The sequence below is a fragment of the Candidatus Vallotia laricis genome (assembly GCF_020541325.1).
Taxonomy (GTDB): domain Bacteria; phylum Pseudomonadota; class Gammaproteobacteria; order Burkholderiales; family Burkholderiaceae; genus Mycetohabitans; species Mycetohabitans laricis.
The window spans coordinates 15,780-31,505 of record NZ_CP047398.1; the positions used below are offsets into that span (position 1 = coordinate 15,780).

Annotated in this window: 9 protein-coding genes; 4 read left to right on the forward strand and 5 right to left on the reverse strand. The window is 34.9% G+C overall.

The features are described from left to right. The first annotated feature begins 569 nt into the window (after positions 1-569). The gene (locus GKR41_RS00030) at positions 570-1,757 is read left to right on the forward strand and encodes an amino acid aminotransferase (RefSeq protein ID WP_226809548.1); all 1,188 of its coding nucleotides are present in this window, start codon (positions 570-572) and stop codon (positions 1,755-1,757) included. A gap of 1,319 nt (positions 1,758-3,076) precedes the next feature. Here GKR41_RS00030 and GKR41_RS00035 read toward each other — a convergent pair. The 4 genes from GKR41_RS00035 to ahpC all read right to left on the reverse strand — a co-directional run bounded on the left by GKR41_RS00035 (position 3,077) and on the right by ahpC (position 7,243). Continuing rightward, positions 3,077-3,916, reverse strand: coding sequence for an alpha/beta fold hydrolase (locus tag GKR41_RS00035; protein ID WP_226809549.1), 840 nt, complete (start codon positions 3,914-3,916; stop codon positions 3,077-3,079). A gap of 17 nt (positions 3,917-3,933) precedes the next feature. Next, positions 3,934-4,167 (reverse strand): H-NS family nucleoid-associated regulatory protein, encoded by a 234-nt coding sequence (locus GKR41_RS00040; protein WP_226809550.1) that lies wholly within the window; start codon positions 4,165-4,167, stop codon positions 3,934-3,936. Positions 4,168-4,936: 769 nt separating this feature from the next. Next, positions 4,937-5,407, reverse strand: coding sequence for an HIT family protein (locus GKR41_RS00045; RefSeq protein ID WP_226809551.1), 471 nt, complete (start codon positions 5,405-5,407; stop codon positions 4,937-4,939). Positions 5,408-6,679: 1,272 nt separating this feature from the next. Beyond that, the gene (ahpC, locus tag GKR41_RS00050) at positions 6,680-7,243 is read right to left on the reverse strand and encodes an alkyl hydroperoxide reductase subunit C (protein ID WP_226809552.1); all 564 of its coding nucleotides are present in this window, start codon (positions 7,241-7,243) and stop codon (positions 6,680-6,682) included. Between the two features lie 946 nt (positions 7,244-8,189). On the opposite strand from ahpC, the gene GKR41_RS00055 reads away from it, so the two are divergent. The 3 genes from GKR41_RS00055 (at position 8,190) to GKR41_RS00065 (ending at position 11,257) form a co-directional block, all read left to right on the forward strand. Beyond that, on the forward strand, positions 8,190-8,657 hold the full coding sequence (locus GKR41_RS00055) for a transcriptional repressor (protein WP_226809555.1): 468 nt from the start codon (positions 8,190-8,192) through the stop codon (positions 8,655-8,657). Positions 8,658-9,520: 863 nt separating this feature from the next. Further along, positions 9,521-10,180 (forward strand): ParA family partition ATPase, encoded by a 660-nt coding sequence (gene parA / locus GKR41_RS00060; RefSeq protein ID WP_226809556.1) that lies wholly within the window; start codon positions 9,521-9,523, stop codon positions 10,178-10,180. Between the two features lie 18 nt (positions 10,181-10,198). Next, the gene (locus GKR41_RS00065) at positions 10,199-11,257 is read left to right on the forward strand and encodes a ParB/RepB/Spo0J family partition protein (protein WP_226809553.1); all 1,059 of its coding nucleotides are present in this window, start codon (positions 10,199-10,201) and stop codon (positions 11,255-11,257) included. A gap of 57 nt (positions 11,258-11,314) precedes the next feature. Here the strand turns inward: GKR41_RS00065 and GKR41_RS00070 are convergent, their stop codons facing one another. Further along, complete coding sequence (locus GKR41_RS00070) at positions 11,315-12,664, reverse strand: replication initiation protein (protein ID WP_226809554.1); 1,350 nt, start codon at positions 12,662-12,664, stop codon at positions 11,315-11,317. Positions 12,665-15,726: the final 3,062 nt, after the last annotated feature.

The following is a 15,726-nucleotide window of genomic DNA, read 5'->3' on the forward strand; positions in this document are numbered from 1 at the left end:
GCTAGTAATCCGCTAACTGTATTCCCTGTACTACTAAATGAGTTATATACTGGGCATCATTACGATATCGATGCGTGATTTCTATTGATGTCGTTCTATCAATGACCGAATTTTACAGGAAACCGAAACTCGTGCTTGGTAAATGTCTAAGGTTATATTTAATTACCATACTAAACGTCGTAGTACTGACTTACAAGATTTACAAAAACAGTCAAATACTGTGCGTGCTCGGTAGCGACCTGCGGGTCGCCCCTTTAATAGTAATTAGCACCTTCAATCAACTAAGCTATGCTTAGTATTCGATACTTCCGCTTCACGGATAGCAAAATTTTATAAATAAGCCCTTTACTAATGATGGCCATTCGTTCATGCACTATATATATTTGTATTTGGTTTTTCTTATTATGATTTTAATGCTTATATGTAGCTCTGCTGCGCTTTTTAATCTATATGATTCTCTCAGATTGACGATCTTCGGGGTAAGCTATCGCTTTAGCTAGTTTAGTAACTAATGAGCGATATACGGCAGGGCCTTCAAGCGATAAAGCCTTACTTTTCTAGGATACTTTATGTTCGAGCACGTTAAAGCATTTCCCGGTGATCCAATCTTGTCGCTTAATGAGGATTTTCACGATGATCCCCGGGATAATAAAGTGAATTTAAGTATCGGAATATACTTCGACGCTTACGGTAATCTGCCAGTGATGGCTGCCGTACGCGACGCGGAGTATGCCCTGGCAGGGGAAATTGAACCTCGACCCTACCTGCCAATGGCAGGACTGCCAGACTATCGAGATGCAGTACATCAACTAGTATTTGGCAATGCATGCAGCGCCCATACTAAACAGCGTATTGCGACGCTACAGACACTGGGAGGCTCGGGTGCGTTAAAAGTCGGTGCAGATTTTCTACGACGCACCTTACCTGATGCGCAGGTGTGGATTAGTGATCCAAGTTGGGAAAACCATCGCGTAGTATTCGAACGAGCTGGATTTATAGTAAACACCTATCCGTATTACGATAGCGCTACAGGCGGTGTGCGCTTTGCCGCGATGCTTGATGCATTACGCGTAATTTCTCACCGTCACATTGTACTGCTACATGCATGTTGCCATAACCCAACAGGAGTCGACTTGGACCGAAATCAATGGCGCGAAGTGATCTCGTTAATTGAGAAAAAAGAGCTATTACCGTTCGTCGATATGGCGTACCAGGGTTTTGGAATGGACCTAGAGGATGATGCCTTCGCGGTGCGAGAGCTAACCGCACGTGGCATATCATGCCTAGTCGCGAACTCGTTTTCGAAAAACTTTGCGCTATATGGTGAGCGTTGCGGTGGTTTAAGTGTTGTATGCCAATCCGATGAAGAGGCAACACGCGTGCTCGGGCAGCTAACCGGCGCGGTACGGTCAAATTATAGCAATCCACCCACCTATGGCGCCAAAGTAGTCCACAGAGTACTTTGCACGCCGGCTCTACAAGAATCATGGAAATCAGAGCTCGCATCGATGTGTAGGCGTATTACAGTAATGCGCCATGCAATTTACGAACGATTACAGGGCCGTATTCCGGACGCTATATTATCACGCTATATTCAACAACGAGGCATGTTTACTTATACTGGACTAAGTGCTGAGCAAGTAGACCGCCTACGCACCGAGCATGGCGTGTATCTAGTCCGCTCGGGGCGGATGTGCATTGCAGGTTTAAATGAACAGAATATCCATGTTGTCGCTAACGCTATCGCGAGCGTTTAGCTTATGTAACGGGTTTTGGTCTAGATCTACAGATTTAATCTGACTGCTATAAAAATAGTTGCATATGTTGAGTGCGACTTACTATAAGTATAAGTAATACTACTATTACCGTAACAGGTGTAGATAAGATAGATATATTTAAAACATACAACGATTAAGACAACCCCTGAATTTACTCGAGGTTAAGCATGTTATGCACCGGTGGCATGTGGGCGGCTTAAAATTGTTTTGCGTACGCGTTGTATTCTAATAGTAAAGAGGATTAAGCGCGCTCATTTATATAAACATAGTCAAAACGCTATGCGCAACTATCGAGTAAAACTACCTTCATAACACATTTTTATATAGCTATATATAAATAGGCTCAGCTGAAAGTTATAGTTTTTTCTATTTCGCACCTTAGGTGATTCAGTGCAATTATCCTAATATCTTGATTGATTGGCTGCAGTGCTAATTTATGATATCTATTCAATTGCAAGGTCAACCTTGGGATCATTTATAATACTTAACCAGGTCGTCTATATAGACGACCTGGTTAAGTGGCACGTTTACTTTGAGTAAATTGCTCACTAACAAAAAGCATGTAGCTTTGTTGTTAGATTTGAAAATATTAAACCGTGTCAGCACTCTTTCAACATACTCTAATATTGGATACCACCATAGTGGTATCGATACTCCAGTTGTTACTAGGTTTAGCATTAAGTTAAACTAAATATAGTAAGTATTAAGATAGACTATATAAATATATTAGGTATACCATTTTCGGATCTATGTACATATTAAAAGCCTCATGGGCTAATAAGACTCAGCAGAGATCTACAATAAGTAATAGATAACGATTTAATATCGAGCATCACAAGGATTAGTATATTTTAATTCGTTTCACTACTAACATCTTATTTTGTCTTTTAACATGTTTTTTATAAAAAAAATTAGTGCTATGAAATTTTCAATAAAAAATATAACTAAAAAGTTAAGCAATATCTTAGGGATAAGTACCAAAATACTTGGTACTAAAAAAATTAATTGTAGTTTTTTGTGCTGTACAACAGCATTATAAAATATTTGGTTTAATTTTTAAAAAACCATTGTAAAAACTTTGTTTAAAAAGTATGTTTATAATTTATCTACGTAAAAAGTAAATAATCCTGATCTTGTGCTTGTTACGAAACTATTTTTAGTTTTCTTATATTTATTTTGTGACGCTGTCTTTTTATTAGACGGAATTTATATTCCGCTATCCTAGCTTACTTGCATGGTGCCTTTAAATATATACATGCTTAGCAAGCACATCAGCAATAAATTTTTCTCAAGAACTGCTATCGACTATTCACTTTAATAAAATCCAGCACTGCTTGATTAAATGCGCGCGGGTACGCTAAATTCATACCATGTGAGACACCAAAAATTGTTATTTTACAAGCACCAGTGATATGTTGATGCAACCATTTAATATTCCGATGAAAAGTGGAAGGACTCTTCTCGCCGACAACTAGCATTACTGGCAGTGTAATTTCTCTAGCATCGCATGTTAAAAAAACCGGCACCTGATCCATAATTTGCGGCCACAGAGTGTGTGCATTGTCTCGAATCATTTTCTTAAAACCATCCGGACTGCGAGCCCATGTCCCTTGACAGCTAACAGAGTCTACAAACAATGCAAGGCCCGCATCTGTCTCACCTTGACTGATTAATCCCATAACACGTGTATGTAGCGTCTTAATGCGACACATTAACGCATAGTAGTCCACCATCTCGTCATTTTGCACAAATCCGCTGGGGTCAGCGAGTGTTACACTACGCAACCGCTCTGGAAAACTACGAGCCAGATGAAATGCAAGATACGCACCACGAGAATGTGCAACTACATGTACGGGCTCGCGCACAATCTCATCTATAAACTGAACGATTTGTTGCACATGTGAGTTCCAGCTAAATGGGAGAGTGCGATTTAGTTCACGTGTTGGAAAGTAGTGCCCAAGACTGAGAGATAGTACGCGATGCATTGCTGCAAGCGGTATAAACTGCGGTCCCCAGTATCGGTAATCGCATAGCGAACCATGAATTAGAACTATTGGTTCCCCACTTCCCGCCTGCGCGAAAGCAACGCTTGAACAATCAGCTAGCTCAACAAGCTGAGTATGCGGCATTGGAATCATACGAGGCAATGCATAGATTATGGTTTTGTTTTTACCCTGAAGTGCTCAGCTGATTGCCCCGCATATACCGCCCGCTTAAGCCAATTAGGCATTTCTCCTTTACCATCCCATACGTTTCCATACGCATCACGAAATAAGATTGGCTGTATATTTTCAGCGAGCGCTTCAGACAAACGTTCAATGGAAATACCATATTCTGCCATTTGCCTGTGAATATACGCAATAATTTTCTGTCTCTTCTGTTCGTCCATAGGGTAAAGTCATTATGTGCGCGTCACGCTTTCTTTATCTGGCTTGTCATATAGCGCAGAGAAGATTTTTATTCCACGCCCCTTGCGAAATACAGATCAGACAGCTAGACGCTTAGAATTATAGTTTGTACTATAAAATCCACGACTGCTCTAAACACAATATAATCTCAGTCAATTGTGTAATAAACTACACCAGCGACAAATAATAATAAATATCGATGGCACGAAATCTAACTAAATTAGTAGTTTCGTCATTATAAGGCAGCTAAACACGCGAGCCGCACTATTGTTAGACGGTAAACGCACGTAACAGTTGGGAATCTCGACTCTAGCAAGCTTCTAGATTACTTTAATGGCTTGTCAATTGAGACTCGCGGATTTACTTATCTTTACACTCACACCTATTTATATGCGAGTATGGTGCGCATTTATTTACTTTGTAGTACTATTAATAATTTATGCGTAACCTATTCTATTGTTAGAATAGGTTATTCTTAGATACATTTTAAATGTATTATGATAATAAAAAAGTTCATTTACCATAGAAGTACATAGAAATGTTTCATTATATGAAACTGTTTTTAATTACATACTCACTATAAAATTAAAACAAAAATTTGAGTAATAAAATTTCGCAGCGACTACAAATTTTGTACCGACCTTATCAGCAATATTAATAGGCCACGACAAAAAACACAAACTAGTCTTTATGTCCAGGTTAATAGGAACTTATGTAAATCATGGCTATATTAATAATAGCAAAATCTCATTATAAATTAACCGATTTACTCAGTTGTACGCGAATTAGTTGTGCAATTTCCTCGAGCTTTTCTGGCTTAGCGATTACACGTTCACGTAGCCTAAGTTTTTTATTAGTGCCACGTGGAATCACATGGAAATGCACGTGCGGTATAGTCTGCCCGGCTGCAACTCCATTAAACTGAGCTACTAGTATACCATCTGGTTTAAATACAGCTTGAATGGCAATTGAAATTCGATGAACCATCCGGAAACAAGCTACACCCGCCGCATCTGATAAGTCAAATATCTTTGCTGCGGCCTCTTTTGGTACTACCAGTACATGGCCATCAGCTTTTGGCATTAAATCCATAAAAGCTAGAACGTCTTTTGTCTCTGACACCTTGATACAAGTTAACTCGCTGCGCAAAATCCGCGCAAATATATTATTTTCATCATAGCGTACTGTATCTTTCATGTCAAGTTGGGATGTATGTAGCATATAACGACTTCATTTATCTATTAGATTAGACTCGCATGGCAACTCTGGCTAGCATTAGCTCATATAAAAGCTCGCACACTTCGTGTGCTACTATTTGTCAGTAATAAATAAACGTATTATACGATCACTCTTATCATGTAGTTTGTACTATATTACAGCAACGTGGTTACTTTAAAAGTAAGTAATTTAATACCGCTCTATTATAGTAATAAATATTTAGAGGCGAGATATAGCTACTAATCTAGTAAATTTTTTGATTTTCATATTTTTTTCGACAGTTTAATTCTGTAACGCATTATATTTCAGCAAAATATAAATCGCTTTTAATTACTATACTTCATGGTATTTTATTTAATTTATATTAAATAAATACTTACGTTTTGATATAACGTTTGAGTTTAATAAATATTTATTAATGCATAAAAATTATAAAAATTAATGTGTTTTACCTGTTTCTATTTTTTGTATTAAAGTAAGTTTAAAACTTAAAGAATTTTTATATATATAACATGATTTATATTTATAATATATAAAATATACTTAGTATATTATCAAAAAAATTCTCTTTTGTGAATATATTTAAATCTTAATTAAAGTTAAAAACTAGCTTTCTGCTTATTAATATTTTCATATTAATTAATACTAATAATATATAAAATATTTATAAGAACATACTTTTTTATAACAATCTTACTAAGGCTTAAAACCTCTCATATAAACTGACATTATTGAGAATGTTTCGGTACTCTAATAGAGTACCGAATTTAGGATTTATGTTAACTATTAGTGTAGTACTACAATTTATATATTAGATTATAGTGTAAATATACCTACATTATCCTTAATGTAGGTATATTTACACTTACCTTACCATTATTGTTCTTTACTCACGGACTTTTCTACATGCTAGATGCCGCCCACAATCAAAAATTACACTTAAAATCTAGATATAGATCTTAAGCACGCGGTTACCATCCAAAGCTAGCACTAATTAGATAACTATTAACTTTCATCATGAATAAGATTGGCAGCATATGCTTCTAAATTAGAAGAATGCCGCGCTAGCCTAGAGCGGCATTCTATTCTATCAAAAGTAAATCATGTAATTTACACTTTGTGCTGACAGGCTGCATAATTAATCTAATTTTTTGCTGTTATTTATAAACAATTAAATATTACTTGGATAAGTAATATTTAATTGAATATAAAACGGCATCGAATACATTAGAAAAATTCTGGAAAAGAGTAAAAGCGCCCTAGGAATGCAGAATATTATATCTTACCGATTAGGTTTAACGATGGCTTAAGCGTATTAGCACCAGGAGTCCACCTAGCCGGGCATACTTCACCAGGATGTGATGCGATATACTGGGCAGCTTGTATCTTACGTAGTAACTCTTCTGCATTACGACCAATACCATTATCATGAATCTCATACATCTTAATCTTTCCTGATGGGTCGATCACGAACGTGCCGCGCTGCGCAAGGCCTTCTTCCTCGATCAGAACCTCGAAATTGCGTGCTAGCGTCGCTGTTGGGTCGCCCACTAGGGGATACTTGATTTTAGAAAGCGTTTCTGATGTATCACACCAAGACTTATGCGCGAAATGAGTATCTGTTGATACGCCATAAATCTCTGTACCGAGCTTTTGAAATTCGGCATAGTGGTCTGCTAAATCACCTAACTCGGTTGGACAGACGAAAGTAAAGTCAGCCGGATAAAATACAATGGCTGACCACTTGCCCTTCAAATTTTCTTCCGTGAGTGTTACGAAAGCTCTATTATGATAAGCGGTTGCTTTAAACGGTTTGACCTGCGTATTGATGAGAGACATTGCACTTTTCCTTCTTAGGTTAAAAATAACTACCCCCCCTGAAGCTTACGATAAGGAGTGTAAAATAGTAAAGTTGTTTGGTTCTAAAAACCAATAGATTAAATTTAAAGTACTTTAGCAGTCTTGCATAATGAAATAAAACACAAATATTTTATATAGCATGAAGAATTCATTTATCAGAGAGTCTATAAAGCTAAAACCACTAATCATCTAATGCGCTTGCATTAGCTAGATAGCTTTCAAAGTCAACTCGTTATTACTGATTCATAGTATTTTCTTTATATTTAGCTGAATAATACATTCGAATATCTTGCTTTACTGTACTTAAAAGCCATGTGAGTTTACTTGTCCAAATAGAGGATCGTTACTGGTCAAACCGATATTCGAGAGTTTATTAATTATGCCCCCATGCGTTTTCTATAGCGATTCGCCTAAACTGCTGCCCCACCCGCGGCAAGCTCTAATTAAATTGCGAGTAGATAGCATTAGCTAAGTTTACTATATTAGTCAACCTATCTTCGCTACTAAGAGATAACAAAGGCGGAAATCTAGAGCTAATTAGTAGCAGCTAAGATTATGGAAGTACAGGTACATCTAGTATAGCAAGATAAGTGAACTTGATCATGTTAACTACTTCAACTAACATACTTGTAGTTATTATCAATAATTGAGATGTATGAACACACTATTGATCCTAAAAATATAAATTCGAGGATCTTAAGATATCGTGTCAGCATGAAAGTTAGCATACATGCTTACCTGTATCGAATAAATACGATACAATCTAGCGGTAGTGTATCAATTTTTAATTTTATCACGATTTACGTACTTAAGTTATTAGCTAATCTAAAAGCATTGAGTTCTTAACGCATATACAGAAGTAATATACGAGTTCTTCCGCACATGTATTGGCATACTCAACACTACATTCCGCAGTCCTCCTGCTATCGCGGCACTGCCCGGTCTATCCGTGGATAATATTACGCAAGCGGTTCAACTCGCGCGCATGTACTGTCAGAAGCGTGGCGAACTGCTCACACCACTACGACAAAAAGTCTTATCGTTACTGCTGCAATCTGGCCGAGCAACTAAGGCTTATACGTTGCTTGATGAAATGCGCAAAATTCATTCAGGCTCTGCACCACCGACCGTTTACCGTGCACTTGATTTTTTGCAGTCTGTTGGATTAGTGCACCGAATTGAATCGATTAATGCATTCGCAGTATGTCATAATTTGACACATTGTCGGCAAGGAATCCTAATTGTTTGTCAGTGCGGCGCAGTTGCTGAAATCGATGCATGGGGAATTCATCACGTGCTAGTAGATAAAATTGCATCGACCGGCTTTACCCTGATCCAGGGTGAGCTGGAGCTCAAAGGCTTATGCGCAGAGTGCGTGATAAAATCTTTGTAATCTAAGAGATTTCATCTAAATAACGAATAAGTTCCTGTAACACAAGTGCGGTCTCTCCTCATAGGAGAGACCGCATACTAAGTCAGAGCTAGAGTCAAAGTATCAGTACTATACCGCAAGATTATTTTTACGCAAACAAAGAGGTGCCATGTTTTCTACTTGTATACTTAATATTTTATATATAAAAAAGTTATAGAACATGGTAATCAATACCGCTTTAGTCAGGTGGAGAAAAAGTCGCAAACGACATTAAGCCTACATATTAAGATAAGAGCACATCTAAAATATATATAGCACTTATCATACTTGTAATAAGCGCGCTCCAAAAGACGCAGTAAATCTATATTTAGCTCGATATGCTATCAACAACAATTTATTGTAATGTAACTACATACAATACTGACTCAAGCGCATATAAGACTATAATTTTTTTCTAGTTTTTTATATCTAACATTTGAGCAATCATTTTTCATGAATATTCTTTACTATGTAATAGTTTTATTCTCTAAATATTTAAATAATATTAGATTATTATGGTGGTATGTATAATTTTTTACTAAGATATAATGTATAAGGATAATTATCCAATTAAAAATTTATCTATAACTTGTAAAGTTATATCACAGACTTGCATTTCTTAATACATATCATTATTTATAATCTTGATATGTAAAATATTCATCCAATATTTGCTCTTTTAAATATCAATCAAATACACTCCACATCTTCTTACAAGACAGAAAGAGCTTACCTGTGTATCTTAAAGCTTACTATAGTTTATGCGCATAAAGTTTATAATTTGAAAAAATTAAAAAATAGTAAATTTTTAAAAAAAAGTCTTGATAAATATTAAGGAGTTTCAAGTGACAGCTAAAATAATTGCGGTTACTCAGCAAAAAGGGGGGGTTGGCAAAAGCACAATTGCAATGCATCTTGGTGCAGCATTACACGAAAAAGAAAAAAAAGTTTTAGTTGTCGATGCGGATGGACAAAATACATTAATTCACTGGTCTAGTACTACCTGTGAAGAGGTAGGCATTCCATTTTCAATTGTGAATTTAGCAGAAGCGGGGGGGGAAATTCATAAAGAAATAAAAAAATTTGTTAATGATTACGATCTTATAATTATAGATTGTCCACCATCAATTACAGAACAAATCTCTGGTATTGTACTTTTAGTAGCTAGTATTGCTATTATACCGATATCATCGTCACCAGCTGACTATTGGTCAAGTATCGGCCTAATGAAACTTATTCAGCAGGCACAGATAATAAATGAAGATTTAAAAGCTGTTTTTCTTCTTAATAAGACTGAAGAGAAACGAATGCTAACGCGCGAATTAAAGCGCTCACTTAAAAAACTCAGTTTTCCACTTCTTAAAACTCGGATCTCTACCCGAGAGTGTTATAAGCAAGCAATGGCACTAGGAAAAACTGTTCTACAAATGACAGACCGCAGTAGTAAGCTAGCAAGCGCCGAAATCCGAGCCTGTACTAATGAAATCTTAATGCTTTTAAAGTAACTTTTTATATTCAATTATATGAAATCTACTCAACTAGCCCGAGGTTTCCGGGCGCGGCCAGATGTAACAACTAGCGAAAAAAAAACATCGCTAGAGCGTCTTAATACGATCGATACCTGGGTCAAGCAGAAAAATAACCCTGATTTCTCTAAATCAGTTGTAATTAATAAAGACAATGATATTCAGTCTAGAACAACAAATTCTCGCGAATCTGCCGCTTACGCTATATGGCGCACTAAAACCGAATATACGCCAGGGCAAATTATTTTGTTACCCTTGAAAAGGATTAAACCAAGTCCTTTTAATCCACGTTATTTTTACTTAAAATCATCTATTCAGGAACTGGCTATAAATCTTGCTAAGCAAGGTCAACAGCAGGCTATTCATGTTATTCCCGACTACCAAAACCCTGGTACATTTTTTCTAAGCGATGGTGGTCGTCGGGTTCTGGCATTAAGAGAATCTAATCAGGAAAGTGTAAAAGCAATTGTCGTAGACTTACCAATTGGTATTGAGAGCTATAAGTTTGGTTACGATTTAAATGTTCAAAGGGACTCACAAACAGTCTTTGATAACGCTATTATATGGCAGCGCTTTCTCGATCAACAGTACTTTAAAAGTCAGCGCGAACTTGCTGAGAATCTTGGAATTGATGAGTCTACAGTTGCTGTCGCATTAGGCATTGCTAAATTGCCGGAAATTATTATGAAAGAAATGCTAACTAGACCCGACCGATTTGGATCTAATATGGCATACCAAGTTGCCCGATATCATTCGGAAAAAGGTGTAAATGCTGCGCTTAAATTAATCAATAAGATTGTCGCTAACGACCTGAGCACTCGGCAAGTTGCTGATATTATTAAATATAAATCACTATCAAGCAATATGCCCCAACCGCTTCGTCGTCAGCGTTATAAGCAACGAGTAGAAATTAAGGTAGATGGAGTAATCCTAGGTGACCTTAAATTATACGGCGACGATCGACTTGAATTAAAGCTTAAAGGACTAGTACCAAAAAAGCGAGACGAATTATTAACAAAAATCGAAGCACTTTTTTCCAAAAATATCAAATGCTAATATCCAGGAAAATAAATAATGAATTTTTATACTCATAAATAGCATATTAGCATTAGATTAATCTGTATCGTGCACATAATTTAATGTAAATGCAAGTAAATCACCATCCGTTGGCTCACCCCATGTTTTTAGCACAAACCAATCAAAAAAAGCAGTTTCAGCAATCTTTGATGAGGTACCACGCTTCCGCCATTCGTCGCGCAGATGCATTCCCAGGCTCGGTAACACCTCGTCTTCAAATGATTCTCGAATAAGCTCTTGATTAGCGTTATCTTGCTTATCATAAAACTTTTGTGCTTGTTTTCTACGATATGCAGCATATTCTGCCAAAAGTCGAGTTTTTGGATCTTGTACTATAGAATTTTTCTTAATATGTGGAAACATTTGCGCTGCCTCAACTGGCGGCGCGTAGCCTTTTTTTAGTGCATCCTTAAACAGTGCTGCAGCACTACGTACTATAGGCAACGTTGTGCTACGCATACGTTGCTCCGTCATTTGAAGTGCAGCACGAATACAATTCTCTTCGTTATCATTGTAAATTGTTTGCGCGTCTTTTAAAGGAATACCGAGCTTAACCATACGTTCGATCACTGTGCTATCAAATACGTTTCGATGCAAATCGATTTCTAGCATTGCTTGCTTTCGCTCTGCTACTTGGAACTGGATTTCTGATATTCTCCGTCCTTCACGATGTTCAATTAATTCGATATTAATATTGGTTACCGCATTCACTTCTGCCATAGCAGGACGAAGATAGTCTCGCTTAAAATATTTATATTCACGTTTAGCATTATCGCCGCCTTCCGAGTTAGGCGTTCCAGATAAGATGGGACGCCACCATTCCCAGGGCTCACGCATTGTAAGATGGCTTGGATTAGTTAAGTAACGTATACAGATCTCATAGAGCGCTAGCCCAGCACTACTACGTAGTTGGCTTTGGAACTGCAAGCTCAGGCGAGCGTATTGAACGGGATCAAGAAGTTTTTTCTTAATCTTTGGGGCAAACGAAAACTCAACCCATACACGCCGGGTAGCTGTATCCTCAAGAATTTCGGCATCCGCAATTAATGTTGAAATACCCCATTTGCGCCCCGGTTTTTGGCTCGATGTTCCGGTACTCCATTCAACTTGCACCGATACCATCCTACGCAAATGCTCTTTAATGAGCGCCGTGTCATGAGAGTCAAATGCGGAATTTTTAACAATATCCGAAAGCAATGCTCGGTAAGTATCACCTGACTCATCCGATTTCTGCGCAACCGCTAATAACACATTAAAGAGTTTGCGAGTCAGCAAAGTAATCTTGCCGCTTTTTGGTTGAATTGCGATAGCTTCAACGGCCTTGCGCAACTCTGCGGAGGTTTGGCTGACAACATCAGTTTTCTTCTTTGTAACACGGGTAGCCATACGTTAAATCTAGACAGTGGTTAATTAGAGCATACTGTAATAGTGAAGACTGTATATGTTTAACAACTCACTCATTATAGAGCAATACTATGAATACTTATTCACGGTAATACACCCCCCTGAAAAGTCTCACCTTTAACCTATTAAGCACTTATTGCGTCAGTGAAAAACTGACTATGTATTTTTATCAAAAAATTTAATTTAGATTAAAAAAATTTGTAAGGAATTTTCCCGAACAAACTCACCCCAAATGATCGTAGCTTTTGGCTACTAAAAGCTTTAATAAAATACCGGTTTTTTCTCTAAAATGGGCAAAGCTTTATAAATATTTGCTATCTAAAAGCAAAAATACAGTTCAATCAGTTATATAACATGTCCAGGCTTTTAGCACGGCACTTACTTTTAAACTGCGCCTCAGACTGCGTCTAACTTCTGTAAAGACTCACTTTGATACAGAAAATGCGTACTACTAAATTTAGATAATATTGCTTTAGCGTGCTTTTTAACGACCCGAAAAAGCTCACCTTTATAAGATAAAGCTCGTTATGTCGATACTTAAAATCTGTTATATATCATATAGTTATAGTATGTATTGCTTTTACTAATACGACTAAAAAGTACGAATAGCATAATAAAATAAACTCCTGCGAAGGCTCACTTAGTAGTGCTGTAATGTTTATTTACACATGAATATTCATTTTAATAATTTCGTTTAGGATGCGCCATAAAATGGCATTTTTATTCCCGTATTAACTCACTTTTACGGATAAAATCATCCCGAAAAACCTCACTAAACAGAAAAAAGAGTAGCGAAAGATAAAAGTAAGCTAAACGCTCTTCCCGAAGAAGCTCACTGAGTACTTTTCAGAGAGGAGTTTTAATGCATAAACTCTTTTTTAGCCTTAACTATCGTACATATATTCCTGTATTTTCTCACTTAAGTTGCTGGTACTTAATAATTTAAACCTGAATTCGCTCACTATAATTCCTGTATCTACTCACCTAATTCCCTGAACTCCGTCACTTTATTATCCTGTATGGCCTCACTTTAATTCCCGTAAACCTTCACATTAGTATTCGGAAAGCCTTGCTGGGTAAGGGATTGAGCTAATGTTAACGTTTTTAAAGTAATTTTTATGTTTCTTAATTAACTCAAGAAATTCTTGGAGCGAAAGATAAATTTAATTAATTTTTTAAAATTGGTATAGCCTCGGGTCTTTGAATAAATAAAAAGTTTTTGCTAAGGGGGGGGGCATATAGATAGTAAAATTATACTTTTGATTTTTTTATAAAGTTAAGTATTGTTAAGTTTTTTGCAATTTTTTAATTTTATTTAAAAATTCTTTATTTAATAAATTAAATAAAGAATTTTTAAATCTGTAAAAAATATTTTTATTAAATCTTCAGAAATTTATATTTTTTATAATATAATAAAATTATGTCAATAAAAATTTTATTTAAGGCTAACATCAATAAAAACAACATTCTTAAAATTTCGAGCTAAATAAAACTAACTTATATACGTATATGTTATATAACTATCCATAAATAAATATTCTTTACAAGAATAAATGTTTAACATGATAGTTCTAAAAATAGAACTCAATAGTTCTATTTTTACTTTAAGATACATACTTTGTTATGCAACAAATAATTAATTCATATAAAACTTTGTTCTTAACAAGTAACTCAAAACTTATTAATAATAATGTATTATATTACATTTTATGTATATATATCTAATAAACTATGCAGTAATTATTACTTAACTTTCTTTTACAAGAAAAATTCAAAATTTATTTAATTATACAAAATCTATCTTGTATCAAAACTTTTTATTAGAAAAAAATTTATTTAATATTAATAATTGATATTATCTAACATGCAATTTTAGCTTATTCACGACTTTTATACAGAGTATTTGATATAATCAGTGCTTAAATAGAGTTTATCTAATGTCACAGGAGTAATATTCTCTAAAATTACTAAAAAATATCCATCTTCACTAGTAAGAATTGAGCATACTCCACACCTAGTTCTTTATTGATTTGTAATTCAGAATTTTTCCTTCATCTGCTTATTTATACGCGCACATCACAACAAAATAATAGAGTACTTTACTTTTATTATATAGCTATAAACCAATGGTTATATATAATAACTGAATAGGAACAATTATTATATAAAGTGAATACTTTATCTCATTAAAGTATTTTGTTGTATACATCTGTAAAAATAAAACTCTTATTAGTGAAAATAAGATTAATGAAACTAAAATTTAAGAATTGATCTTAACACGCTAATTAATATAAAGCGTAACTAACGAACAAGATATCACATCTTGGATATGAGTGCATCGTAGTCTGAAAAATAATGAAATTATTTTATGAATAAGCTTTATCGAATTATTAATATAATTATATTAATAATTACTGCTTAAATTATTTAATAACAACTCCTTTATTTATACATATAAGCATTTATTTGATATAAATATTATATTAAATTAATATCAAATCAATATTTGAAATATTTTCAATCACATTAAATAGATTATATCAAGTGTTAATAACATTGAGGAAAGTTCACAATAAGTAAATAAAATCTATTAGATTGGAATAGTTAAACTCAGAAAAGTATGTTTTAAACATAGATCACAGATCTAAATTATTTAGATATAGAAATCGACTAATAGTGTTTTATACATTTCTGAAATTGAAATAATTAGATGGCATAAACTTATATAAGAAAGTGAATCTTATTAGATTCTAAAAGTAATTTCAATAATTAAATAAAAATCTACTTCACAATATTAGATAATATTTAATATTATCTAATACAGCCATATCAGTAAGCATGAACTGCAACACAGGGGAACAAATAATTATCATTCCACTTGTTTAGCGGTTGTTACTTACAACTTCTATTTTGTAAGTACATATAATATCAGGGTATATGTACTAGATAGACAACTGTTGCTATAATATAAAATAGCGCAGCTTTTTTAAGAATTTTTTCTATTTTATATCTTATATGATTTGAATCTTTGATAAAAATAATAT

What these genes read in the sequence shown, in the direction of transcription:
- GKR41_RS00045 (WP_226809551.1), bottom strand. Translation starts at nt 5,407, where the DNA reads ATGCTACATACATCCCAACTTGACATGAAAGATACAGTACGCTATGAT.
- GKR41_RS00065 (WP_226809553.1), top strand. Translation starts at nt 10,199, where the DNA reads ATGAAATCTACTCAACTAGCCCGAGGTTTCCGGGCGCGGCCAGATGTA.
- GKR41_RS00030 (WP_226809548.1), top strand. Translation starts at nt 570, where the DNA reads ATGTTCGAGCACGTTAAAGCATTTCCCGGTGATCCAATCTTGTCGCTT.
- GKR41_RS00070 (WP_226809554.1), bottom strand. Translation starts at nt 12,664, where the DNA reads ATGGCTACCCGTGTTACAAAGAAGAAAACTGATGTTGTCAGCCAAACC.
- GKR41_RS00040 (WP_226809550.1), bottom strand. Translation starts at nt 4,167, where the DNA reads ATGGACGAACAGAAGAGACAGAAAATTATTGCGTATATTCACAGGCAA.
- GKR41_RS00035 (WP_226809549.1), bottom strand. Translation starts at nt 3,916, where the DNA reads ATGATTCCAATGCCGCATACTCAGCTTGTTGAGCTAGCTGATTGTTCA.
- ahpC (WP_226809552.1), bottom strand. Translation starts at nt 7,243, where the DNA reads ATGTCTCTCATCAATACGCAGGTCAAACCGTTTAAAGCAACCGCTTAT.